Consider the following 23,487-nt stretch of genomic DNA (forward strand, 5'->3'; position numbering starts at 1 on the left):
AGTGGTACTCATTGCGTTCGTTTTTTTGTCGTACGCCTTTCATTTTTATTACGAGCTAGGATACAAGGTTTCTGATAGTCCGGAGGTATGGGGGCAGTTGGGTGACTATGTCGGCGGGCTGCTAAATCCGCTCTTAACCTTCATATCTCTTGTCTTGCTCATAAAGTCGCTTGCGTTGCAGAATGAGGCCAATGCGGACCTGAGAGACGAAATAAAAATAACTAGAAAAACTGAAAAATTACGCTCATTTGAAATTCAGCTGTTTAATATGATTGATTCTCAAAGGGCTGCATTTGAGTCATTTAGGGTTAGTGTTTCGGCTGATGTTGATGTTGATGTTGATGAGCGTGTGATACTGTATGGTGCAGAGGCGGTAATTAGACTTGAGCTGGAAGTTCAACGGTTGAAGGCGGATTGTAACGATAATAGTATTATTGCTGCGCTCATAGAGGATTACGATCCGGCTGATCGAATTTATGGACATGCGAGAATGTTTTGCAATATGGTGCGGATAATTTCAGAAAAGCTTAGCGGTTCCAATGGCTTTGATCTAGAAGATCGGAATTCGCATTATTTAACGCTTATAAATTTTACGGATTTTTCATTGTTGTCTTTAATTATGATGAGTGCAAAATATCTGGATTATCCCTCAGTGCAATATTTAAAAACTAATGAGGAGTTCTGCGCTGTTCTAGTTGAGGTAGGTCTCAGCGCTAGTGTGTATTGAGTTTTTCTTTTGGGGGTGGTAATGGTGGAGTGAAAAAGGGGATAGATTTATTTTCTGAAAGGTAACTGGGTGCCCAATTAAATAAGTCTGCCCACTTCGCTGACTTATTAACGAATAAAGTTGGCGCCTCTTTTCGCTGGCGCTTGCTGGTCGTCGCACTTCAAGCCAACGTTTGACTCTACGGTTGATATATTTTATGCCTGAATTACTTGCGGGATTTACGCGTCGTTTGCATGGCGAATGGTTGCCTTCATTCTGCGACGCGCCACACCGCAACTATACGTCCGCAGGCTTTAGGGATGAGTCCATCCATAAGCTAACTGAGTTTGATGCGCACTGGTTTATGCAGGCGGTTGATGCGCGGCTGGTTTCTCAGTCGGATGGGTTTTTCCTGGCGCCTCGCAGCAAGGCGAAGGAGCAGATATTTTGGCAGGGTGCCAAAGCCCAGAGTCCACGGCCTATCACCTTGTGGCTGGAGCCGGTCATCACGATCGGCGCCCTCGCTAGACTCAGCCAGCAATTTGGTTGGCCCGCCGCCAATCTGGGCGCCCAATCCAAAACTTGGGAGTTTGATTTGGTGTGTTATGGCGCGTCGTCCGATGTCGAGCTGATCTGTTGTGAGGTTAAGAAGCACAGCAAAGAAATAGCTCAGCTTTTGCATTACATGCATTTGCACTGTGCCTTGGCTCCTCATGCGGAGGAGCCTTCAGACCCCAAGGAGCGCAATGCTTATCGCAAGGTTCAGGGCATCAGAGTTTCTTGGCCTCGTTACTTTTGGGCGCTGGGCCCCGGTGGAGAAGGCCAGGTTTTCCGCGTTCAGAGAGAGCAGGAAACTCAGAAGTTCAGTCTGATTCCCATTGCTGAAGATTCGCTAATGTATGCAGAAGCCTGAAAAATGGACTGATTTGTTTTCCCCTTGATTCTTGGTAGTCGCGCAAACGCTACCAAGTTTTATCGCGCAGCCCTTCGGTACATTCCTTTACGTCATCGTCGATGACGTTTCCCGGCTTGATGCACTCTTTCATGCTTTTGCGTGTGCCTCGGTTGGCTTCGCGTTCGCGCTGATCCTGCATTTGCAGATTGCTGCGGGCGCCTTCGGCCAGCGGGCCTTTTCCGCCGGCCATAAGCTCCATCATGGTTCTGTTTACGGTCTCCCCGAAGGCTTCTGCGTATGGGGTTGTCGCCTCCTCGCAGTGATGCCGGTCGTGATTAAATCCGCACGATCATGTGGTTTTTCTTGTGAGTTGAGCCATGGTTGCTACAATCCTCATGATAGTGAGGATTTATCTATCCCTGCCTTGTCGCGGGTGGTATTCCTCAAGAGCTAAAGGATTTTGTGTCAGGTGGTTCGACTCCGCACACATTCCTCATGATCAGAAGGATTTACAGATGAAGTTCGAAATCGATTCTCCGGCAAAGCTCGGCACTGTGATCCGTGCAAGCCGTAAAGCCATGGGGCTTCGCCAGGATGATGCGGCCGGTAGCATCGGTGTCAGCGAGAATTTCCTCGGCAAGGTGGAGCGCGGCGGTGAGACGGTGCAGTGGGGCAAGCTCTTCCAGGTAATGAAGGAGTTAGGTCTTATCGTGACCGTTGAGGTGCCGGAAGAATTTTCGGTGCTGACGCAGAACCACCTGCAGCACATCCGCAACAGATCGACGCACAGCAGCAAGAGCGCTGCCCCGCGTGAGGCTGAGTAATGGCTCGCGAATTATACGTGTGGATCAACCACGCCCGAATCGGTGCGCTGCAGGAGCAGAACGGTTTATGGACGTTCGGCTATAGCCAGGCATGGCTGAGTAGCCCTGACGCCTATCCGCTGTGCCCTGGTTTGCCGCTGCAGGCCGAGGCGCATATTGACGGTGCCTCTGTTCGTCCGGTGCAGTGGTATTTCGACAACCTGCTGCCGGAGGAGGGGCAGCGCAGGCTGATTGCCAATGCCGCTCGGGTGTCTGAGGCGGACGCTTTTGGTCTGTTGTCGCACTTCGGGGCGGAATCGGCCGGCTCAATCACGCTGCTGCCTGCCGATCAGGTGCCAGCGGAGGGTGGCCTGCAATTGTTGCCCTATGAGGAGCTATCGCGGCGCATTCGGGAAATGCCGCAGATCCCGCTGGCGGAACGCTCCGCTAAGCGTATGTCGCTGGCCGGCGCTCAGCACAAGGTGGCGATTGTCTATGACCAGGGCCAATTGTTCGAACCAACAGGCAGTGCTCCGTCAACGCATATCCTCAAGCCTGATCACCCCGGCGAGGCTTGGGCGCACTCGGTTATTAATGAGTGGTTTGTCATGACGCTGGCAGCAAAGGTTGGCTTGAATGTGCCTGCAGTGCATCGGCGCTATGTGCCTGAGCCGGTCTATCTAATTGAACGATTTGATCGCCGCATTGGCGTACAGGGTTGGGAGCGCTTGCACTGCATAGATGCCTGTCAGTTGCTGGGCCTTGATCGGAGTTACAAATACATCGAGGGTAGTATTGACCGCCTGCGAGACATAAACGCCCTGTGCACGCCTGCAGCCAAGGTGCGCTTGGCGCTGTTTCAATGGCTGGTGTTCAATGTGTTGGTTGGCAATGAGGATGCTCATCTGAAGAACCTCAGTTTTATGCTGACGGGCAAGGCGGTGATGTTGGCGCCGTTCTATGACTTGTTATGCACTGCGGTCTACGGCACGCGGGCTTTTGGTCAAGATAGTTGGCCTCAGCAGGCGGAGATGGCTTGGCCGATCCTGGGTGTGCGGCGGCTGCAACAGATTAACTTGCCGGTGTTACTCGCCGCCGGTGAGGCGCTGGGAATCAAGTCGGCGACCGCCAGAAACGCGATTAAGAAGCTGGTTGCCGCCGTTCAGGATCATGCGCAGAAGCTTTTGGCCGAAACCGAGAGGGAGAATCAGCTGCTCGCGCAAAGCAATGCCGGCATTCGGGCGACCTTGGGCGGGGAGTTGAGGCTGCTGCGGGCAATCGTCAGTATCGTGATCGCCGAGATGTCCCGTCAGCTTGCTGATGAATAGCCTGGTTACCTGCACTGGGCGCAGCTTAGGCACATTCTATGCGCAACCCAGAAACGACAAAGGCCTACCCGAAGGTAAGCCTTTGTTTTGTATGGTAGCAACGAGTGGACTTGAACCACCGACCCCAGCATTATGAATCGCTCTAGTCCGCCCCTGTTGAGCCTGAGAGTCCCATAAAAAGGGGCTTTTAGTGTTGATCTAACCTCGCTAAAACAGAGCTTTACAGAAAAAAGGCCTGATGTAGTCACCTCGTTTCGACGCATGCGTGGCGGATTCTGCAAGGGGTATCAAGCCCGTTTAAGCTATACTAGACAAGCAAAAACACTGGAGACCGCCCCCTATGACTACCCTAACGTTGCAAGCCAAGAAGGCTTATTGCGCAAAAACTCGTCGGTCTAATTATGCGGCTAGCCTTCGGCTTGAAGGTTTCAATAGCTCACTCGCTGATGCGCAAAAACCGCTGCCAACTCGCGATGCCGTGTTGAGCGCATACGGCTGCAAACAGGCCTAGTGTTGGACAAATACGGAGTTGGGCAAGACTCCTATTGTTATCCTAGTACAAGCGTTCTGATCAATCGCCTTGGGCTTATGGATGATGATCTGCTCGGTCAGGCTGAGCATGATCTAACGCAGATTGCCGCTAGCGAAATCGATTTTGAACTCCCGCCCTACAACCTTGCGTATCTGCAGCAAATCCATCGGTATTTGTTCAGGGATGTATACGATTGGGCTGGCGAGATTCGTACTGTCGATATTTCCAAAGCGGATACCCGCTTCTGCAACGTCAATCGTATTGAGCCTGAGGCCAACAAGCTGTTTTTGGCGCTATCAAAAGCCAACTGGCTTGAAGGGCTTGAGCGCTCGACCTTGGTTGTCGCTGTGGCTGAGCTTTTTGGCGACCTCAACGTTATTCATCCCTTTCGTGAGGGCAATGGTCGGGCTCAGCGCATCTTGTTCGAGCACATCATCGTCAACGCTGGCTATGAAATTGACTGGTGGGTGGTCGGCGAAGGCGAGTGGATTCAAGCCAACATTGGTGCGGTGGTTTGCGATTACACGGCCCTGATCGGCATTTTTGATAGATGTATTGGCAGCCAGATCACAGCCTAGACGCCCTATGACCCAGGGCGTTTTCGATGAGGGCCAAGCATGTGATTATGAATAGCCCTAATGTGTCCTCGCTGTACCGGAGAAGCCCGCAGAATGAGGTTTTCAGCGGTGCCCAGTCCTCACTAAAAAATAATCATCCAGAAAAATGGGCAGATGTAGTTACTCTTTCTCATCGTCATAAATAAGCACCGGGTGTGCGCGAAATGCACCGCCTCCGTCATACTTTGAAAAATTTACTGATGCACCTTTTTTAATAGAATTTGGGCCGTAGACACTTTCTTTGTGAAAGAAAACGTTGCCATCCTCTTGTGAAATAAATCCCCAGGAGTTATGTAGGAAATTGTTTATAGTGCCTTCGTGTCTAGGTGCTACTGCGTAGCATAACTGACAGCATTTGCTTACTAGTTCATCCGCTGTTGGTCTTTCATTCGGGGATTTTTTTAAACAGGAGAGTGCGATAGAAAGTAATTCTTTGGCAAGAGGGCTGAATTGTGGATTGCGGAGCAGGAAGTTTGGTGCAGGTTCAATGTCTACATTTAGTATTTTTTGAACTGCTTTAAGTCCGTTTCCGAAAGGTAAAAGTCCAGTGATTAATTGATAATACATTGCGCCAATGGACCATACATCGGCGGGTGGTCCAACTTCATGAGGCGTTTCTATCGCTTCTGGTGCCATATAAGGTAAAGCACCAACTGCAGTTTGTGACATCGATATCGTTGAGGGGCCGCCCATAGCTGCATCAGTGAGCTCTTCCCCAGCCATTTTGGCAATGCCAAAATCAGTTATCTTTAGTGAGGTAAGAGAGTATTCGCCACTTACCATTACATTTGAAGGTTTTAGATCTCTGTGTATTACTCCTGCATGGTGCGCGGCAGCTAACCCTTTAGCTAGTTGATTGAATACTCTGGCTGCAAGGTATGGGTCTAAGAATTTTGATTTTACAAGTAGTGCTTCTTGTAGATCTTTTCCTTCAATTAGTTCTTCAATTAAATATCTATTGTCGCCCTCTCTAACATAATCAAGTGTTTTGGCTACGTTATGATGGTTTACTTTTGCGGCTACTATTGCGCTACGTTTAAAACGTTTGGTGGCTGAGCTGTTTTTCGGGGTTTTTAAAGCAACAAATCTGTCCAGTAATTGATCGTGCGCTTTGTAAACATATTGCATGCCCCCTTCGCCAATTTGGCCATGAATTGTGTATCGATTACCTATTATATTTCCGGCTGCATGCTGTGTCATTAAAGGAGTATCTCCGGATTCGATATGTCGAATATAATGAATTCGCGATCGTTTGCGCGTCGTTGGGGGGAGCCAAGCGCAACAACACAGCTGCCGGGAAGTTCGGCATTTGTTGAGACTAATCTGTTATTTATGTAGACTTCACTAACTATATTCGTGGCTATGAAATCTGTTCCGTTGTATTCAATTACTATTTTTCCTATGCCTATTAGTTCTAGTGCAATGCCTCTGTTTTTGGTGTTTAAATAAGTGGCTGTGCCGCGATGCACTACTAAGGCCTGATGCTGGTTAATAAGTATGTGTTTTGCAAGTGTGTCGCGCAGGGCCGTAATGCTCGGGCGGTTTGCAGGGTTGTGTTGCAAGCATAGATTTAGGATTTCTATAACTTCAGCGTCCAGCGATATTGGTGTTAGATTAAAGTGATGCGGGGCAACTGGGCGGCCGTTTGAGTATATTAATTCGTTTGGTAGTGTTCCAGAAGCAAGGAATAATGCTGTTGCTCCGAATGAATATACGTCTATGGCTGTTGTGAAACTCGGATTGTCAGTGTATAGCTCTGGCGCCGCAAAGCCGTGAGTTCCAATGAAGCCAACTGTTTCGGCATTGAATCCTGTTTTTCTTGCTAGTCCAAAGTCATATATTTTTATGACCCCTTCTGGGTCTAGCTGCGGCTACTGATGGTTATTATTTAAGGTCAAAGCCTGATGTTTTTTTTGAGACCGCCATTGAGGTTTGCACCTCAGTTATTCCCGATCTAATCAACACCACCGGCATCACCATCACTGGCGTGTCTCATGCCAGTACCTATAACGGCTGTGTTTTCACCTACACCATTAACTCAAACGGCACTACGGGTTCTGGCGGCTTCAATATGACCGGCAACGTGCCGGCCTTAATTAATCAATACACCTGCCAAGCGGATGAGCCTGCATCGATCACTTGGCCGCTGGGGCCGCGTGATACCTCCTTTCCAAACAACGTAAATCCCGCCACGGCCACCGTCCCGCCGTTTCCGGTGTGCACGGCTGGTTGCAAGGTCGCTAAGGTTTCGGTTGATAGCTGCTACGCCATCAATGACCAAGTGCCGACGTTTATGCACTGTGATTACAACGTCAAAAAAACCGGCGAAACCTGTTCAACGGCCGACACTGCCCCCAAACCCGATACCAGCAAATGCCCGCCCGGAACGGTGCTTTCCGGCAGCAGTTGCGTTGCTGATCCGCCACCTGATCCCTGCATTGATAACCCTGCCGGCCCCGGTTGTACCCCGCCAGTCGATCCGTGCGTTGCCAACCCGAGCGGCCCCGGTTGCACGCCCCCGTAGATCCCTGTGTTGCCAATCCATCGGGGGCGGGCTGTCCGGGTGGTGGTACTGATCCCGGTGACGGCACGACTCCCGGCACAGGCACCGGGCCGGGCACAGGCTCACAACCGACCCCCGGCTCTGCTGGCGGTTTGGCCTGTGGCGATGTGTTCGTCTGCTCGGGCGACTCAATCGCCTGTGTCACGGCCGAGCTGGAAAAAATCCAGATGTGTAATGGCGTGCGTAACAGCGACTACAACGGCGCAGGCAAAACCACCATCGGCGAAGCGCTGCAAGATCCCGATGGCGACCTAGAAGAAAGCGAAGTTCACCTCGAATCGCTCTTTTCCGGCCACACCCGCTTTCTCCCGAGCACTTGCCCGCCGGCGCAAAGTTTTACGGTCTTCGGCCGCCAATACGCCTTCAAAAATGATCTGTTCTGCAACTTTGCGACCTCCATGTCATGGCTGGTGGTGGCCATGGCCAGCCTGACGGCCGCTATGTACATCGGCCAATCGTTCGGGAATTCATAAAATGTATTACGCCTATTTCGCCCTGATGCTATTCGACATTGTTGGCCGGCTGGTCACCACCGGCATGCGTTATCTGTCCATCGGTGCTGTGACCTATTACGGCGTTAATTTTGTCGTCAGCGAGGCCAAGGATTACATCTTGGCCAACTTCATTACCGCGCCGCCGTTGGTGCAACACATCCTCGGCCTGATGAAAGTCGATGTGGCGGTAAACATCCTGTTGAGCGCGGTCGGCATGCGGCTGATCTTGGCCGGCATCGACAAGGTGGCCGACGGTCGCAAGAAATATCAAACCGTGTTCCGGGCGTAGGGGCTGACTGATGCTCGCCTTTCGCACCGGCCTGCAAGGCCACGGCAAAACCCTCAACGCCATCAAAGAGCTGGATGCCAAAGCCAAGGCCGAGGGTCGGCCGGTCTACTACCACAACGTCAACGGCCTCAAGCCGGAAAAACTCAAGGCCCAGTGGTATCAATTCGACGATCCGCATAAATGGTTTGAGCTGCCGGATAACTCCATCGTCCTGATCGATGAGGCCCAGCGTTTTTTTGGTGTGCGTGATCCGCGCAAGGCCGTGCCGGATTACTGCTCAGAGTTTGAGACCATGCGGCACGATGGTCTTGAGGTGCATCTGGTTACTCAGCACGCCTCTTTTCTCGATGCCCACATTCGCAAGCTCTGCAACAAACACATCTATGTGCTGCGTATCTTCGGCGGCAAAAAGCTCTCGCGTTACGAAGCTGAAAAATACATCGATGTTGAAAAACAAACCGCGCTGAAAGATGCCTCGCACAGCTTCGTAAAGCTCGACTCAAAATTCTTCGGGGTCTATGACTCGGCGGTAGAGCACCACTTCAAATTTCGCCCGCCCGGCAAGCTGCTGATTATCCCGGTGCTGATTCTGTTCATCGCCTTCATGCTCTACCGCGCCTTCGACAGCTTCAACGGCAAGGATGCGGCCAAGGCAGCAGAAGGCGTTGTGGCCGGTGCTGCGGGTGGTGCGGCCGGCATGCTGCCCAGCGTCGTTCCTCCCGCTGAGGGCGGCACTAAAAGCAAAACACTCACCGCGGCCGAATACGTTGAAATCAGAAAGCCGCGCATTCCTGACCTACCCAGCTCCGCGCCGATTTACGACAGCCTGACCAAGCCGAAAACCTACCCGCGCCTGTCGTGCATGATTTCCAGCGACCCCAGCTACATCGACCGCAACGCTAAGCGTTACCGGGTGGTCGCGGCCGGCGAAAAATCTTACATCTGCGAGTGCTTCACCCAGCAAGGCACCTGGCACAAAACCACCTTTGCCTTCTGCCAGAACTCGGTTGAGTACGGCAGTTTCGATGCTGCGATTGCCGACCGCACCTCGCTAAGCCTCGACGGCACAAGCACCGAGCGCGCGCCCATTGCGGCAGCCCCTGAAGCGCCACCAGAACCGCCGCAAATGCGCCTCACGATCATTCCCGACTCATCCCGCACCGCGAGCCAATAACCATGATTAAAAACCTGTTCTGCGCAGCGTTCGCGTTGGGCTTTCTGCTGGGGATGTTCATCACTGATTGCTGGTGGCTCGATCAATGGGGCGGCTTTGGTGCGGGTCCTTCGCAAGTGCGCGAGCCCGCGAGCGCCTGCGAAGCCCGCCCGGTGACGTCCCTGTAGCACGTCAGATAGATAGCTTTTAAGAACCTCACTAGACCTGAGTAATCGGAGAAACACAGTGAACAAAGCAACTGATCAAATTCGTCTCGATTTGCTAACAGCTGAGGAATCGCCGTTCGGTCGTTTGTTCCTAAACCCCAAGACAACAGCGTTGACTGACCTGACAGGCGTTCGCCTGCTTGGCTGTCGTGTCGACACGGTGCGCCAACATTACAAAGGCTTACCGCGCCCTGAATTGCTCTGTCTGGTGGAGCAGGGTGGCATGGTCAGTTTTGCCGGGCACACATGGCACGCTGGACGTATTGGCCGTGACTCGGGTTATCAGTACAAGCTGCAAAACGCCGACCTTGGCTTTGTGTTGCTGCTGAAAAACTTCAACGTCAAAGTGGACGTGGTGGGTTCACACATGAAAATCGAGGTCAGTCCTCACGCCATTCAATCGTGCTCGCCTGAAGTGCTGCAAGAATGGATGGATCGCTTCGCCCATGAAGCGCTTGAGCATGTTGAAGTCAGTCAGTGCGCGGCGCATCTGGCATTAGACTTTCAGGGTTGGACACCCCCTGCCGATTTGACCAGTGAAATGCAGTGTCGTGCGCGTTCACGTCGGGATATTTCGGGCATTAAGGAGATCCATCACGCCGGGGAGTCGGTGACTTACGGCTGCGCTCAATCGTTTTTGTTCGGCTCTGCCTCTGGCATGCAACTGGCCATTTACAACAAATCCCTGCAGGCCAAATCGGCTGACAAACTCGACTACTGGGAATCGGTCTGGCGCACGCTGGATAACCCGTTTGATGCTGCTTGCCCGCTCAACTACAACCCAGACGAAACGGTCTGGCGTGTGGAGCTGCGCTTTCATCACTCCATCGTGCAGCAGTTTGCAGACGGCTCCTGCGATGCGCACACCGGCGCAGTGATTGGCACCACCAATTACCAGCACCTTGCGCCACACCTAGACGGCCTTTTTCAATACGGTCTTGCGTCGTTCCGTTATCAGGCTTGTACAGGTCTGTATGACGCGTTCTGGACGCTGATGCGGCAGGATGTGCGTGTCTCTGTGCCGGTGGTGTCATTGGTTGACCACACGGCTTACAAGCGTCATTACAAAACCGCCAAAGGCTTCTCGGGTAAGAATGTTGAGCTGTTCGTGGGAAACTTCGTGAGCCTGTTAGCACGGGAGCGTGTCGGCGCAAAAAAGGCGTTCGCCAGCCTCAAGGAATGGGATTGCTGGCCAGTGATCCGCGATCACTACGAAGCCAAGGGCAAGACTGAAAATCAGATTTATGAGCACATCCGCGACCTGCTGACAGAACGGTCGATCAGGTGGGGCAGGGCGGTATGACCACTCGTAAAGATGGCAAAACGTGGACAGCGGATTTCTACGAGGATGGTCGTAGCGGTCGGCGTATCCGTAAATATGGTTTTCTGACTAAATCGGCTGCACAGCGCTATGAATCCGATTTCTTCGCCAGCTTGAACAATACCGGCAGGCCGCTGGATGATCGCTTGGCGGATCTGGTGAACGTCTGGCAGGAACTGCACGGCTGCACGCTTAAAGACAACAAATACAGGCTGTCGCGCACCTTGGCTCTGGTTGAGCGCATGGGTAATCCGTATGCGTCTGAGTTCGATTCGTTGGCTTGGGCACGTTACCGGCAGTCACGGTTAAAAACGGTATCCGCGCAAACCATCAACCATGAGCAGCGCTATTTGTCCGCTGTCTTCTCTGAGTTGATTCGGTTGGGCGCATGGCATGGCGTTAATCCGCTGGCCAATATCCGCCAAATCAAAACCGACCAGACCGAGCTGTCATTTCTGACCTTGCCACAGATCCATGAATTGCTGGGGCAGTGCCGCAAGTCGTCCAATACGCACACCTACCCGGTTGCGCTGATGTGCCTCGCCACGGGTTGTCGTTGGGATGAGGCGGAATCGCTTGAGCGTAAAGCGATGTATAGCGGCAAAGCCCACTTTCATCGCACCAAAAATCGCCAGTCGCGTTCGGTGCCCATTCCTCCCGGGGTGGAAGCGTTGGCGCTAAAGCTGGGCATGCCCGGAAATGGTCGATTATTTATGTCGTGTCGAGCGGCATTCCGTGGCGCTTATGAGCGATCCAAGATCAGTACCCCAGGTCAACTAACCCACATCCTGCGGCACACCTTTGCCAGTCATTACATGATGGGCGGTGGTGACATCCTCGGCCTGCAACGCATCCTCGGGCATGCCTCCATCACGATGACCATGCGCTATGCGCATATGTCGCCGGATCACTTGGAGTCGGCTTTGCGGCTTTCTCCGCTGGTCCAGAGTGGGTATGTCATTTCCTAAGTCAATGTTATGCTATCAGTGATCTCATTGATTGCACTTGGAGGCATCATGGCTAGCATTACTATTCGTAATCTCGACGACAACCTTAAGGCACGCCTGCGCATTGAGGCCGCTAGCCATGGTCATTCAATGGAGGAAGAGGCACGACTGATTATTCGTCGCGCCATCGAGAAATCAGACTCGCGTGGTGGGATTGGTAGCCGTATTCATGCCCGTTTTGCGCAGGTAGGTGGCGCGGATCTTGAAATTCCAGCGCGTAAGGACAAACCACGAGCTGCGGACTTTGATGAATGATCGTTCTTGATACGAATGTTCTTTCAGAGCTAATGCGCTCTGAGCCAAATCAGCAGGTCTTGGCGTGGGTTGATGCTCAGGCGGCTAATGGCCTGATGGTTACGTCGATTACTGTGGCTGAGATCCTCTACGGCATTGCGCGCATGAGCGATGGAAAGCGCAAGCAAACCTTGCACGCTTTAGCGGTCGCTATGTTTGAAGAGGATTTCGCGGGCAATGTGTTGCCCTTTGACTTAGAGGCTGCTGAGTTTTACGCCGAGCTTGTTTCCGAGAGTGAGGCATCGGGTCGGGCTGCTGGTATGGCGGATGCGCAAATTGCGGCTATTTGCCGTGTCCACGGTGCGCAGCTTGCTACGCGTAATGTTCGGGACTTTGATCGGTTTGGGATCTTGATCATCAACCCTTGGAAGGGTTGAGAATTTGTCAGTAGTCGGGATGTAGTCTGTTTGTAGTCCATACCCCAGAAACGACAAAGGCCTACCCGAAGGTAAGCCTTTGTTTTGTATGGTAGCAACGAGTGGACTTGAACCACCGACCCCAGCATTATGAATGCCGTGCTCTAACCAACTGAGCTACGTTGCTATTTGTGGCGCGCATTATCCGTATCTGAGTTTTATCTGTCAAACCTCAGTTTCACTTTTTGATCAAATACTTACCCTGTCGTGCGAATTTTGCTTTGATTGGACCGGAAAGGTATCTATCCAATCCGGAAGGATTCTGTTCTTGGCACTATTTGGCCTTTGCAGCAGCGTGCGACACTTCTTCGACACCTACTACCCTAGAAAGCCAAAACCCCTGAAATTCACTAGGAAAATCAGGGGTTTAGGGTGGTGCATTTGGTGGAGCCGGGGGGATTTGAACCCCCGTCCGCCAGTACTCCGCTGTCGGTTCTACATGCTTAGCCGTGTCTACTGAGTTAACCCTTGGCCGCCCGACGGGCAGGGTGCTTTGGGCGAGTTGTGTAAGTTTTAGCCGCTTCGTCCACAACGTACTGCACGGCGATTCTGTTCTATATGACAATCATTTTGGGTTTACAGACATCCCCTGATGATTGCTGGAGCCGAAGCTACCAGAAGTGGCACTTGGCTGCTTACGCAGCTAGTTGCGCACCGTAATTGTCGTCATTGGCAATTATGGATTTTTGCAACAGTGGATTTACGAGTCCTGTTACCTACTCGGCATGCCCCTAAAGTTTCGCGACCGGCGTCGAATCCTAATCGGCCCCAAAGTTGTGGTGACACAACTCTGACTCGCAGTGTACGGCAAAGGTTCCTGAGCGTCGACACTCGAGCGTGCTGGATCAGCTGCCGGCCTCCAGTAGATCGAGCGCTTGGCCTAGCACTTTGACCGAATCGGCATGCTTGCCGGCCTTGTGCAGCGCTTCGCCTTCGGCGCGCAGCTTGCGCACTTCGGTGAGTAGGGTCAGATCGCGTGGCGGGTCGGTCTTGAGGATTTCGTCGATCTTGGCCATGTCTGCCGGGCAGTGCATGGCCCAGAGTGGGGTGCTGAGCAGCAGGCTGCAGATAAATAGGCTGAGGCGGCGCATAAGCATTCTCCATGGGCGGGCTTTGAGTATAGAAAGCTCGCGCCGCGTTTGATGCCCGTCGGTCGCGTCGGGCTAGGCCGGGCTTTTGGCTTGAGTGACGCGGTCCAGCAGATACACCAGGTTGTGGTAGTCGATGCCGGCATGCTGCGACAGGCCTATTTCGCAGGTGCGGCTGGTGGAAATGCCCTCATCACACATCTGTACGGCGTCTTTCAGGCTGCGCAAGGCGTGGGCATTTAGCTCTGGGGTGGTGAAGCCTTTGTCGCCGGCAAAGCCGCAGCAGTGGATGCCCTCGGGGATGACCAGTTGTTGGGTGCAGCGACGAACGATATCGATCAGGCCTTGAGCTTCGCCCAGATGCTGGGTGCTGCAGGTGACGTGGACGGCGACGGGTTGCTCTTGCGGGCTGAACGTCAGCCGATCCAGCAGGTGCGTGCGAATAAATTTCACCGGGTCGTGCAGTGTTAGCCGTGGGTCGAGGCCGTCTTGCAGCAGGCGCAGGGTGCAGGGGCTGGTGTCGCAGTAGATCGGGTCGAGGCCGCCGCGGCTGGCGTGCAGCAGCGCCGCGATCAGCTCCTGACGTTTGTTGTCGGCTTGTTCGGCATAGCCTTTGGAGGCGAATGGCTGACCGCAGCAGAGGTTGTCCAGGTTGTCTGGCAGCACCACCTGAAAGCCGCCTTTCTCCAGCAGGGCGCGGGTCTTGTCGAACAGCGGCATTTGCTCGGCATCGCCGAATGCCGGGCCCATGGCGCGGGATACGCAGGCGGCCAGATAAACCACTCGCGGGCGTTGGTCGCTGAGCGCAGGCGTGAGCCGGATCGGCTGCGCGGCTTGTGGCATGGCGGCGGTCCACAGTGGCAGACGGTTGCCGGAGAGGCTGCGCAGCGCCGTCGAAGTCTTGGCCAGTAGCGGCGCGCCGAGCAATTTGCGCGCGCCGTTGGCGGCCATCAGGGTCAGGCGCGCACCTTTGACCGTGCCGGCAAAGTGTTCGGCCAGCCAGTTGGCGGTGCCAGTGTGCTGAGCGTCACGGCTGCGCAGTTTGCGCACCAGGTCGCCGGTGTTGATACCCACCGGGCAGCGCTGGGCACATAGGCCGGTGGCGGCGCAGGTGTCCAGGCCCTGGTATTGATAGGCTTGCTCCAGCTCGCGGGTGTCTATACCAGCGCGTTGTTTGGCTTGGATGTCGCGCCAGATCACGATGCGCTGGCGCGGGCTGAGGGTCAGGTCTTTGGATGGACAAACCGGCTCGCAGAAGCCGCACTCGATACACTTGTCGATGATTTCGTCGGCGGCCGGCAAGGGTTTCAGGTGTTTCAAATGAATCTGCGGGTCGCTCGACAGCACCACGTCGGGATTGAGAATGCCCAGCGGGTCGAGCAGGCGCTTGATCGTCCACATCAACTGATAGGCATCGCTGCCCCATTCCAGTTCGACGAAGGGCGCCATATTGCGCCCGGTGCCGTGCTCGGCCTTCAGTGAACCGCCAAACTCGACCGCGACCAGTTGCGTCACCTCGTCCATAAAGGCCGAGTAGCGTGCCACTTGCTCCGGCGTGTCGAAGGCCTGGGTGAAGACGAAGTGCAGGTTGCCTTCCAGGGCGTGGCCGAAAATGATCGCCTCGTCGTAGCCGTGTATATCGAACAGTGCCAGCAGGCGATTGACCCCGGCGGCCAGTTGTTCGACCGGGAAGGTCACGTCTTCGATGATTACCGTGGTGCCGGTCTGCCGCACGGCGCCGACTGCCGGGAAGGTGTCCTTGCGGATCTTCCACAGCTGCTCGTAGACCTGCGGGTCCGAGCTGAAATCGACCTGTTTCTCCAGCGGAAAATGAGCGATGGAGGCCATGATCTGCGCCAGCTGCTCGTGCAGCAACGCTTGGCTGGCCGCGCGGGATTCGATCAGCAAGGCGCAGGCGCCAGCGGAGAGCTGCTTGACCCAGAGCGGCATGCCGGCCTTGTTTTCCACCGAGCGCAGGCTGCGGCGGTCGAGTAATTCCACCGCCGACACCGGCTGGCTCTTCAGTACGGTGACGGCCAGGCAGCAGCTGTGCACGTCGGGAAACACCATCAGTGCGCTGGCTTTGTGCGGGTAGTCCGGCACCGTGTGGTAGGTGACCGAGCTGATAAAACCGAGGGTGCCTTCGGATCCGACCATCAGGTGGCTGAGGATATCCAGCGGCTGCTGGTAATCGATCAGGGCATTCAGTGACAGACCGGTGGTGTTTTTTAGCCGGTATTTATGGCGGATCTTGGCCGCCAGTTCGGGGTTGCTGCGAGTCTGGCGGCCCAGTTCGGCCAGCTGTTCAAGCAGTGAACCGTGGCTGGCCTGGAAACGCGCCACGCTGAGCGGGTCTTCGCTGTCCAGCAGGCTGCCGTCGGCCAGAATCAGACGGATTCCGGCCAGGGTGTGGTAGCTGTTTTGCGCCGTGCCGCAGCACATGCCGCTGGCGTTGTTGGCGACTATGCCGCCGATTTTGCAGGCGTTGATCGAGGCCGGGTCGGGGCCAATCTTGCGTTGGAAGGGGGCCAGTGCGGCATTGGCCTGAGCACCAATCACCCCCGGTTGCAGACGAATCTGCGTGCCCTGACCGCGTACTTCGCGACCGTTCCAGTGATCGCCCAGCACTATCAATACCGAGTCGCTGATGGCCTGGCCCGACAGGCTGGTGCCGGCGGCGCGGAAGGTCACCGGCACCCGATGAGTGCTGGCCAGTTGCAGCAACGCTATCACTTCGGCTTCGCTCTCGACCCGCAGCACCAGCTTTGGAGTCAGCCGGTAGAAGCTGGCATCGGTGCCGAAGGCCAGGGTCGACAGCGGGTCGTCGAAGCGCCGGTTATGGGGGATCAGGTGTTCGACGGCGGCAAGAAAGGCGACGGGCAGGCTCATGGGTGCTCCGGATTATTGTTAGGCGTGGCTTTTTGTGGCCGCAGATTTATCCGCGATGCCGTTTGCCTTGAAAGCATCGCGGCTGAAGCCGCTCCTACAGGTGCCGTGCTGCGCTCAGCGGCCCAGTTCGCGTACCAGCGAGCCGGCGCTGATGTCGCGGATCGATTTGGCACCGGTCAGCACCATGGCCACGCGCATCTCTTTCTCGATCAGCTCCAGCAGGTTGCTTACTCCGGCGCCACCGGCGGCGGCCAGGGCATAGATATAGGCGCGGCCGAGCATCACGCTGTCGGCGCCGAGGGCGAGCATGCGCACCACGTCCAGGCCGGTACGAACCCCTGAGTCGGCGAGGATCGCCAGCTCGCCTTTCACCGCATCGGCGATGGCCGGCAGGGCGCGGGCGCTGGACAGCACGCCGTCGAGTTGGCGCCCGCCGTGGTTGGAGACGACTATGCCGTCGGCGCCGAAGCGCACCGCGTCCTTGGCGTCTTCGGGGTCGAGGATGCCCTTGATGATCATGGGGCCGTCCCAGAAATCACGAATCCATTGCAGGTCTTGCCAGGAGATCGACGGGTCGAAGTTGTTGCCCAGCCAGCCGATATAGTCGGCCAGACCCGTGGGGTCGCCACGGTAGGCGGAGATATTGCCCAGGTCGTGGGGGCGGCCCAGCAGGCCCACATCCACGGCCCAGCTTGGGTGCATCACGGCCTGCAGCATACGGCGCAGCGGCGCGTTCGGCCCGCTCATGCCCGAATGCGCGTCGCGGTAACGGGCGCCGGGCACCGGCATGTCGACGGTGAACACCAGGGTGGTGACGCCGGCAGCTTTGGCGCGCTCCAGGGCGTTTTTCATAAAGCCGCGATCTTTCAGCACATAGAGCTGGAACCACATCGGGCGGCTGATGACCGGCGCCACTTCTTCGATCGGGCACACCGAAACGGTGGACAGGGTAAAGGGGATGCCTTTGGCGGCGGCGGCTTTGGCGGCCTGCACTTCGCCACGGCGCGCGTACATGCCGGTCAGACCGACCGGGGCGAGGGCCACCGGCATGGCCAGGGTTTCGCCCAGCAGTTGGGTTTCCAGGCTCAGTTGCGACATGTCGCGCAGCACCCGCTGGCGCAGGGCGATGTCGGCTAGATCGCTGACGTTACGGCGTAGCGTGTGTTCGGCGTTGGCGCCGCCGTCGATGTAGTGGAACAGGAACGGCGGCAACTTGCGTTGGGCGGCGGCGCGGTAGTCGGTGGAGGCAGAAATGATCATGGGGTTCTCACCAGGGAAAACTTGTTATTGCCCTCTGCCGCAGTCGACAGAGGGGGGCTCTTAGAGCCTGTTTACGATCTTTTGAGCTAGAGCCAGGCAAGGCGAAATTGGGTGAGGGCGCGGAGTTTACGAGCTGTAAATGAGCAGCCCGAGCCCAATTTCAACGCAGCATGGCCGACGATCAAGAGATCGTAGGCAGGTTCTTAATGCACCAGCATTCCGGTGAACACATAGGCCTGCAGCAGGGTGATCAGGCCGACAAAGGCGGCGAAGATCAGGCTGTGTTTGAGGGTGAAGCGGAACAGATCAGATTCCCTGCCGACCAGTCCGGTGGCGGCGCAAGCGACGGCGATCGATTGTGGCGAGATCATCTTGCCGGTCACCCCGCCGCTGGTGTTAGCGGCCACCAGCAAGGTCGGGTCTACCCCGATCTGGTGTGCGGTGGTGGCTTGCAGCGAGCTGAACAAGGCGTTGGACGAGGTGTCCGAGCCGGTCAGAAACACCCCGAGCCAGCCGAGGAAGGGCGAGAAGAACGGGAAAGCCACGCCGGTGCCGGCCAGTACCAGCGCCAGGGTCGAAGACATGCCGGAGTAGTTGGTGACGAAGGCGAAAGCCAGCACCATGCCGATTGACAGAATCGGCAGTTTCAACTCGACCAGGGTGTCACGCAGAGAGGTCAGACCTGTTTTCAAGTTGACCCGCAATACCAGCATCGAGATCAGCGCCGCGAAGAAAATCGCCGTGCCGGTGGCTGACACCGGGTCGAATTTGTAGACGGCGGCAATGGCGGTTGGGTTGGCGACTATCGGCGCGACCTTGATCACCAGTTGGTCCAGATGCGGGATGGCGAAGTACAGCACCCAGTTTTCCAGTACGCCGCCGACGGCGAACATGGCCTTGAAGGGTTTCAGGGTCCAGATGGTCACCAGTACGGTGAGGATCAGGAAGGGTGACCAGGCCTTGAGGATCTGCCCGAAGCTGTATGGCGTCGGTGTGGTGCTACGAGTGCCGCCGAAGCCGCCGCCGAATGCCACTACTGCAGAGCTAACGCCGGCCACTGCGGCCTTGGCGGCGCGCGCCGGTTGCCAGACCTGAAGGAACAGCGTCAGCGAGACCAGGCTGACCAGCGCCGAGGTGATGTCCGGCAGCTCCGGGCCGATAAAGTTGGAGGTGAGGTATTGGGTGATGGAGAAACTGACACCAGCTACCAGCGCCGCCGGCCAGGTTTCTTTGATGCCGCGCCAGCCATCCATCATCGCTACCAGCCAGAAGGGCACCAGCACCGCCAGGAAAGGCAGCTGACGACCGGCCATGGCGCCGATCTTGAACGGGTCGATGCCGGTTACCTGGCCCGCCACCGTGATTGGAATACCCAGGGCGCCGAAGGCCACCGGCGCGGTGTTGGCAATCAGGCACAGACCGGCGGCGTACAGCGGGTTGAAGCCCAGGCCCACCAGCAAGGCGGCGGTGATCGCCACCGGAGCGCCGAAACCGGCCGCACCTTCGAGGAAGGCGCCAAAGGCGAAACCGATCAGCAGCACCTGCAGGCGCTGGTCGTCGGTGATCGACAATACCGAGCTGCGGATCACCTCGAACTGGCCGCTCTTGACCGTGAGTTTGTAGAGAAATACCGCCGCAACGATGATCCAGGCAATCGGCCACAAGCCGTAGGCAAAGCCATAGCCGGCGGCAGCAAAGGCCATGTCGGCGGGCATCTGGAACGCGAAGATCGCCACGGTAATCGACAGTGCCAGGGTGATGCTGCCGGCGACGTGGCCCTTCATGCGGAACACGGCCAAGGCCAGGAAGAAGAATACGATCGGAATCAATGCCGCCATCGCCGACCAGCCGAGGCTGCCGAGGCTGCCGAGGCTGCCGAGTGGGGTGTAGAACTGTTGCCAGGTTTGCATGATGGGGTGGCCCCTAATTGTTGTTGGAGTGCCTGGGTGTAAACGCTAAGGCGATTGGCAGGCCTTGTGACGCTTACCGGAATAAATTGGTAATACCAATTTACAAAACTACTGGGCCAGAGTAAAAGGACGGCTGTTGTCTGTCAATTTGTCGCACTACGACTTTGGTCTAAGGTGGGCGTGACGCGCCGTCCTTGTGAGGCTTTTGCCGGCTGGTTAGGCTGGGCGGCATTGATGAGAAACACCGCGTAAGCGCGAGCTAAACGCGGTGCCATGCAGCTAGGAGGATTTATGGGCTTTGGTCAGGTGCAGCCGCGCCGTTTGTCGGATGACATCGTCAGTCAGCTCGAAGCGCTGATTCTTGAGGGCTCGCTGCAGACCGGTGAGCGCTTGCCAGCGGAGCGGGTATTGGCGGAGCGCTTCGGCGTGTCGCGGCCGTCGCTGCGTGAGGCGATTCAGAAATTGGTCGCCAAAGGCTTGCTGGTCAGTCGTCAGGGTGGTGGCAATTACGTGGCCGAGGGGTTGGGCGCGACCTTTAGCGATCCCTTGCTGCATTTGCTGGAAAGCAGCCCCGAAGCGCAGCGCGACCTGCTGGAGTTTCGCCATACCCTGGAAGGCAGTTGCGCCTTCTATGCCGCGCAGCGTGCCACCGAGCTGGACCGTGAGCGCTTGCGCGAAGCCTTCGAGGAGTTACAGCAGTGCTATGCCGCGGTCGATAAGGTCACCAGGGCGCAGGAGGGCGCGGCGGATGCACGCTTTCATCTGGCGATTGCCGAGGCCAGTCATAACGCCGTGCTGCTGCACACCATCCGTGCGCTGTTTGATCTGCTCAAGCGCAATGTGCTGACCAATATTGGTGGCATGTACGCCCAGCGCAGCGAAACCCGCGAGATGCTGATGCAGCAGCACGGCGAACTATACGCGGCGATTATGAGTGGGCAGGCGGAGTTGGCGCGGCAGGTGTCGAACCGGCATATCGACTATGTGCAGGAGGTGTTGGCGGAAGTCGGCCAGGAGGCCCAGCGCACCGCGCGGGCGCAGCGGCGGCAGGGCTTGTAGCAGCTTGAAGTAGAGCGGCTGCGCTGGGTGCGCGGCCGTATCAGTCTTCCTTGCCCTTGTTGCGCACGGCCCGATGCAGTTCGCGATCGGAGTCACGTTCTTTCTCGGTGTTGCGCTTGTCGTACTCTTTTTTACCTTTACCAAGGCCGATTTCGCACTTGATCAGGTGGGCTTTCCAGTAGATCGCCAGGGCGACGCAGGCGTAGCCTTTTTGCTGCACAGCGTTGATCAGTTTTTCCAGTTCGCGCTTGTTCAGCAGTAACTTGCGGGTGCGCAGCGGGTCGGCAATCACGTGGGTGCAGGCGGCGGTCAGTGGCGCGATATGGCAGCCGATCAACCAGGCCTCGCCATTTTTTAGCAGCACATAACTGTCGACCAGTTGGGCTTTACCGGCGCGCAGGCTTTTGACTTCCCAGCCTGACAACACCAAACCTGCTTCGAATTTATGTTCGATGAAGTAGTCGTGACGGGCTTTCTTATTTTGGGCAATGCTGCCCTGAGACTGTTTCTTTTGCTTGGCCATAGCGGCGCATTATAAGCAGTCGTGACCGGCACGGCTACGGCGAAGGTGGCTGCTTGAGAGGGTGGGCGGAAACCCGGACAATGCGCGCGCCATAATGTCGTTGCTAGATCTGCATGGCTGTGGCGTTGTTGCACTGGGCGCCAGGTTGGCGTTTTTATTTTGTTGGCGAGGGCTTTGTTGCCCTCGTCGGCGTATTTGTTACCTCATTGTGTAAGTGAGACCGGCATGACCACTCGTATTCTGCGCTCCGCTTTGTTGCCCTATCCGGCGCAGACCCTGTATGACCTCGTTAACGACGTTGCCCGCTATCCGGAGTTTTTGCCTTGGTGCTCGGCGACTGAGGTGTTAGAGGTCAGTGAGGTGCAGATGCTTGCGCGGCTGGTGGTTGCCAAGGGCGGCTTGAGCCAGCGCTTTGTCACGCGCAATCAGCTGCTTGGCGGCCAGCGCATTGAGATGAATCTTGAGGAGGGGCCTTTTAGTCAGCTGCACGGGGTCTGGGAGTTTAAGGCGCTGGGCGACAAGGCCTGCAAAATCAGTCTGGATCTGTCTTTTGACTATGCCGGGCCTTTGGTGCGGGCAACCCTGGGGCCCTTGTTTAATCAGGCCTCCAACACTCTGGTCGACGCGTTCTGTCAGCGGGTAAAACAGCTCTATGGATAAGCCGAGTATCGGTATTGAAGTGGCTTACGCCCTGGCGGATCGGCAAAAACTCCTGCGTCTGCAGGTGCCCTGTGGCACCACTGCGCGACAGGCTGCGCTGGCGTCGGGCATGGATGCGTATTTTCCCGGGTTGGATTTATCCGGCTGCCCGCTGGGGATTTTTGGCAAGGCGCTGAGTCAGCCGCAGGAGCGGGTGTTGCTTGGCGGGGAGCGCGTCGAGATTTATCGGCCGCTGTTGGCCGACCCCAAAGAGGTGCGTAAGCAGCGTGCCGAAAAGGCCGCGAAAGCCAAAGCCTTGGGCGGTTAGCGGGGGGTTGTTGCGCGCATAAAAAAGCCCGGATCTCCGGGCTTTTTAGTGTTGCGAGGCTCACTGCGGTGCGCTTTCCAGGGGTTCAGGGCTAGGCATAGGGGTGGTCTCGACGTTGTCGACTTCGCCTTGGATCTTCTCCAGCAATGAGCCGGGTGCCGGTGGCGCTTCTTTGGTTTCGGTCGGCTGCTTAGGTTGGCTGCTCGGGGTGCTGCCGGCTTCCTGACCAAGAATGGCTTCATCGCGGCTGACGCCGGGCATGAAGTCACCAGCTAGGCCGATCAGCTGGTCATTGTCATTGAATAGAATGCTGGCGTGTTCTTGCTGGCGCTGACCGCCACCGGGCTGCAAGGTGTAGAGGTAATCCAGGCGGTTGGGGTGGAAGGTGTCGCTGATCAAGGCGTTGCCCATAATAAACCGCACTTGTCGTCTGGTCATTCCAGGCTTCAACTGGTCTATCATGTCCTGCGTAACGACGTTACCTTGTTGAATGTCGAGTTTATAAACACCGGGGAACGAACAGCCGGCGAGTGCGAACAACCCTGCAAGGGTCAGGCTGGTCAGCAGGAGCTTGGTGTTTTGCATCGGTGGGCGACTTCCACTATCTTGGCTGGGCAAACGAAACCCCGATCATACCTGCATTAAAGGAAGCTGCGAAGCCGCTTCCGTGAGAAAGCTGACCATGGTTGAAAATAGCGAGCTACGCAAAGTTGGTCTGAAAGTGACCCTGCCACGGGTCAAAATTCTGCAGATGCTCGACTCGGCCGAGCGCCGACATATGAGTGCGGAAGAGGTTTACAAGGCGCTGATGGAGTCCGGTGAAGACGTTGGCTTGGCCACGGTTTATCGCGTTCTGACCCAGTTTGAGTCTGCCGGGTTAGTGGTGCGCCACAACTTCGATGGTGGTCACGCAGTATTCGAATTGGCTGACGGTGGGCATCACGACCATATGGTCTGTGTTGAGAGCGGTGAGGTGATCGAATTCATTGACGCTGAGATTGAAAAGCGCCAAAAAGAGATCGTCAGTGAGCACGGTTTTGAGTTGGTCGATCACAACCTGGTGCTCTACGTACGCAAGAAAAAGTAAGCGTCGCGGTAAAGCAGCAAAGGCGACCCATGGGTCGCCTTTGTGCATTCTGGCGTTGC

Annotated in this window: 27 protein-coding genes, 1 tRNA gene, 1 other RNA gene and 1 pseudogene; 19 read left to right on the forward strand and 11 right to left on the reverse strand. The window is 56.1% G+C overall.

From position 1 onward, the window contains the following. Window positions 1-97: 97 nt before the first annotated feature. Window positions 98-727, forward strand: a complete 630-nt coding sequence (locus Q8R10_RS12325) for a hypothetical protein (protein WP_305654124.1) — start codon at window positions 98-100, stop codon at window positions 725-727. Window positions 728-923: 196 nt separating this feature from the next. Continuing rightward, window positions 924-1,619 carry a hypothetical protein gene (locus tag Q8R10_RS12330; RefSeq protein ID WP_305654125.1) on the forward strand — a complete coding sequence of 232 codons (696 nt, stop codon included), beginning with the start codon at window positions 924-926 and terminating at the stop codon, window positions 1,617-1,619. A gap of 49 nt (window positions 1,620-1,668) precedes the next feature. Here the strand turns inward: Q8R10_RS12330 and Q8R10_RS12335 are convergent, their stop codons facing one another. After that, a complete protein-coding gene (locus Q8R10_RS12335) occupies window positions 1,669-1,863 on the reverse strand; it encodes a hypothetical protein (protein ID WP_305654126.1) in 195 nt (64 codons plus the stop codon). A 253-nt stretch (window positions 1,864-2,116) separates the two neighbouring features. Here Q8R10_RS12335 and Q8R10_RS12340 point away from each other — a divergent pair, with 253 nt between their 5' ends. The 4 genes from Q8R10_RS12340 to Q8R10_RS12355 all read left to right on the forward strand — a co-directional run bounded on the left by Q8R10_RS12340 (window position 2,117) and on the right by Q8R10_RS12355 (window position 4,842). Continuing rightward, window positions 2,117-2,425 (forward strand): helix-turn-helix domain-containing protein, encoded by a 309-nt coding sequence (locus tag Q8R10_RS12340; protein WP_305654127.1) that lies wholly within the window; start codon window positions 2,117-2,119, stop codon window positions 2,423-2,425. Then, a complete protein-coding gene (locus Q8R10_RS12345; RefSeq protein ID WP_305654128.1) occupies window positions 2,425-3,732 on the forward strand; it encodes a HipA domain-containing protein in 1,308 nt (435 codons plus the stop codon). Before Q8R10_RS12340 ends, Q8R10_RS12345 begins: the two co-directional genes overlap by 1 nt. Before the next feature lie 340 nt (window positions 3,733-4,072). Next, a complete protein-coding gene (locus Q8R10_RS12350) occupies window positions 4,073-4,243 on the forward strand; it encodes a YhfG family protein (RefSeq protein WP_305654129.1) in 171 nt (56 codons plus the stop codon). Further along, entirely contained in the window at window positions 4,243-4,842 is a 600-nt protein-coding gene (locus Q8R10_RS12355; RefSeq protein ID WP_305654130.1) for a putative adenosine monophosphate-protein transferase Fic, read from the forward strand. Before Q8R10_RS12350 ends, Q8R10_RS12355 begins: the two co-directional genes overlap by 1 nt. Window positions 4,843-5,001: 159 nt before the next feature. Here the strand turns inward: Q8R10_RS12355 and Q8R10_RS12360 are convergent, their stop codons facing one another. Further along, a complete protein-coding gene (locus Q8R10_RS12360) occupies window positions 5,002-6,081 on the reverse strand; it encodes a serine/threonine-protein kinase (protein ID WP_305654131.1) in 1,080 nt (359 codons plus the stop codon). Continuing rightward, window positions 6,081-6,731: pseudogene (locus Q8R10_RS20870) on the reverse strand (protein kinase); the annotation flags it as partial. The pseudogene Q8R10_RS20870 and the gene Q8R10_RS12360, both read right to left, overlap by 1 nt. Before the next feature lie 137 nt (window positions 6,732-6,868). On the opposite strand from Q8R10_RS20870, the gene Q8R10_RS12365 reads away from it, so the two are divergent. The 9 genes from Q8R10_RS12365 to Q8R10_RS12405 are packed head-to-tail and all read left to right on the forward strand — an operon-like array spanning window position 6,869 to window position 12,606. After that, window positions 6,869-7,405 (forward strand): hypothetical protein, encoded by a 537-nt coding sequence (locus tag Q8R10_RS12365; RefSeq protein WP_305654132.1) that lies wholly within the window; start codon window positions 6,869-6,871, stop codon window positions 7,403-7,405. Beyond that, the gene (locus Q8R10_RS12370) at window positions 7,390-7,917 is read left to right on the forward strand and encodes a virulence factor TspB C-terminal domain-related protein (protein WP_305654133.1); all 528 of its coding nucleotides are present in this window, start codon (window positions 7,390-7,392) and stop codon (window positions 7,915-7,917) included. The genes Q8R10_RS12365 and Q8R10_RS12370 overlap by 16 nt, the downstream gene beginning before the upstream one ends. 1 nt (window position 7,918) lies before the next feature. Then, window positions 7,919-8,227 carry a DUF2523 domain-containing protein gene (locus Q8R10_RS12375; protein WP_305654134.1) on the forward strand — a complete coding sequence of 103 codons (309 nt, stop codon included), beginning with the start codon at window positions 7,919-7,921 and terminating at the stop codon, window positions 8,225-8,227. Window positions 8,228-8,237: 10 nt separating this feature from the next. Continuing rightward, window positions 8,238-9,401, forward strand: coding sequence for a zonular occludens toxin domain-containing protein (locus Q8R10_RS12380; RefSeq protein ID WP_305654135.1), 1,164 nt, complete (start codon window positions 8,238-8,240; stop codon window positions 9,399-9,401). Between the two features lie 2 nt (window positions 9,402-9,403). Beyond that, window positions 9,404-9,568 carry a hypothetical protein gene (locus Q8R10_RS12385; protein ID WP_305654136.1) on the forward strand — a complete coding sequence of 55 codons (165 nt, stop codon included), beginning with the start codon at window positions 9,404-9,406 and terminating at the stop codon, window positions 9,566-9,568. Window positions 9,569-9,626: 58 nt separating this feature from the next. Further along, complete coding sequence (locus Q8R10_RS12390; RefSeq protein WP_305654137.1) at window positions 9,627-10,910, forward strand: hypothetical protein; 1,284 nt, start codon at window positions 9,627-9,629, stop codon at window positions 10,908-10,910. Beyond that, window positions 10,907-11,896, forward strand: a complete 990-nt coding sequence (locus Q8R10_RS12395) for a tyrosine-type recombinase/integrase (RefSeq protein WP_305654138.1) — start codon at window positions 10,907-10,909, stop codon at window positions 11,894-11,896. Before Q8R10_RS12390 ends, Q8R10_RS12395 begins: the two co-directional genes overlap by 4 nt. 48 nt (window positions 11,897-11,944) lie before the next feature. Next, window positions 11,945-12,190 (forward strand): plasmid stabilization protein, encoded by a 246-nt coding sequence (locus Q8R10_RS12400; RefSeq protein WP_305654139.1) that lies wholly within the window; start codon window positions 11,945-11,947, stop codon window positions 12,188-12,190. Continuing rightward, the gene (locus tag Q8R10_RS12405; protein ID WP_305654140.1) at window positions 12,187-12,606 is read left to right on the forward strand and encodes a type II toxin-antitoxin system VapC family toxin; all 420 of its coding nucleotides are present in this window, start codon (window positions 12,187-12,189) and stop codon (window positions 12,604-12,606) included. The genes Q8R10_RS12400 and Q8R10_RS12405 overlap by 4 nt, the downstream gene beginning before the upstream one ends. An 89-nt stretch (window positions 12,607-12,695) precedes the next feature. On the opposite strand, the gene Q8R10_RS12410 is transcribed toward Q8R10_RS12405, so the two are convergent. From Q8R10_RS12410 to Q8R10_RS12435, 6 genes are all read right to left on the reverse strand, one after another. Further along, a tRNA-Met gene (locus Q8R10_RS12410) sits at window positions 12,696-12,772 on the reverse strand. Between the two features lie 255 nt (window positions 12,773-13,027). Next, window positions 13,028-13,415, reverse strand: a transfer-messenger RNA (tmRNA) gene (ssrA, locus tag Q8R10_RS12415). 75 nt (window positions 13,416-13,490) lie between these two features. Then, window positions 13,491-13,736, reverse strand: a complete 246-nt coding sequence (locus Q8R10_RS12420; RefSeq protein WP_305654141.1) for a hypothetical protein — start codon at window positions 13,734-13,736, stop codon at window positions 13,491-13,493. 72 nt (window positions 13,737-13,808) lie between these two features. Further along, window positions 13,809-16,622: an FAD-binding and (Fe-S)-binding domain-containing protein gene (locus Q8R10_RS12425; protein ID WP_305654142.1), complete on the reverse strand. Its 2,814-nt coding sequence runs from the start codon at window positions 16,620-16,622 to the stop codon at window positions 13,809-13,811. Between the two features lie 114 nt (window positions 16,623-16,736). Beyond that, window positions 16,737-17,882 (reverse strand): FMN-dependent L-lactate dehydrogenase LldD, encoded by a 1,146-nt coding sequence (lldD, locus tag Q8R10_RS12430; RefSeq protein WP_305654143.1) that lies wholly within the window; start codon window positions 17,880-17,882, stop codon window positions 16,737-16,739. Between the two features lie 203 nt (window positions 17,883-18,085). Continuing rightward, the gene (locus Q8R10_RS12435; protein WP_305654144.1) at window positions 18,086-19,792 is read right to left on the reverse strand and encodes a lactate permease LctP family transporter; all 1,707 of its coding nucleotides are present in this window, start codon (window positions 19,790-19,792) and stop codon (window positions 18,086-18,088) included. Between the two features lie 291 nt (window positions 19,793-20,083). Between Q8R10_RS12435 and Q8R10_RS12440 the strand changes: the two genes are divergently transcribed. Continuing rightward, the gene (locus Q8R10_RS12440; RefSeq protein WP_305654222.1) at window positions 20,084-20,851 is read left to right on the forward strand and encodes an FCD domain-containing protein; all 768 of its coding nucleotides are present in this window, start codon (window positions 20,084-20,086) and stop codon (window positions 20,849-20,851) included. A gap of 40 nt (window positions 20,852-20,891) precedes the next feature. Here the strand turns inward: Q8R10_RS12440 and smpB are convergent, their stop codons facing one another. Next, on the reverse strand, window positions 20,892-21,374 hold the full coding sequence (gene smpB / locus Q8R10_RS12445) for an SsrA-binding protein SmpB (protein ID WP_305654145.1): 483 nt from the start codon (window positions 21,372-21,374) through the stop codon (window positions 20,892-20,894). 225 nt (window positions 21,375-21,599) lie between these two features. Here smpB and Q8R10_RS12450 point away from each other — a divergent pair, with 225 nt between their 5' ends. Further along, window positions 21,600-22,034: a type II toxin-antitoxin system RatA family toxin gene (locus Q8R10_RS12450; RefSeq protein ID WP_305654146.1), complete on the forward strand. Its 435-nt coding sequence runs from the start codon at window positions 21,600-21,602 to the stop codon at window positions 22,032-22,034. Further along, entirely contained in the window at window positions 22,027-22,341 is a 315-nt protein-coding gene (locus Q8R10_RS12455; protein WP_305654147.1) for an RnfH family protein, read from the forward strand. Before Q8R10_RS12450 ends, Q8R10_RS12455 begins: the two co-directional genes overlap by 8 nt. Before the next feature lie 60 nt (window positions 22,342-22,401). Here the strand turns inward: Q8R10_RS12455 and Q8R10_RS12460 are convergent, their stop codons facing one another. Then, complete coding sequence (locus Q8R10_RS12460) at window positions 22,402-22,926, reverse strand: outer membrane protein assembly factor BamE (RefSeq protein ID WP_305654148.1); 525 nt, start codon at window positions 22,924-22,926, stop codon at window positions 22,402-22,404. Between the two features lie 97 nt (window positions 22,927-23,023). On the opposite strand from Q8R10_RS12460, the gene fur reads away from it, so the two are divergent. After that, on the forward strand, window positions 23,024-23,428 hold the full coding sequence (fur, locus tag Q8R10_RS12465) for a ferric iron uptake transcriptional regulator (RefSeq protein ID WP_305654149.1): 405 nt from the start codon (window positions 23,024-23,026) through the stop codon (window positions 23,426-23,428). Window positions 23,429-23,487 lie beyond the last annotated feature (59 nt).

The organism is Pseudomonas sp. (assembly GCF_030698175.1).
Classification (GTDB): domain Bacteria; phylum Pseudomonadota; class Gammaproteobacteria; order Pseudomonadales; family Pseudomonadaceae; genus Aquipseudomonas.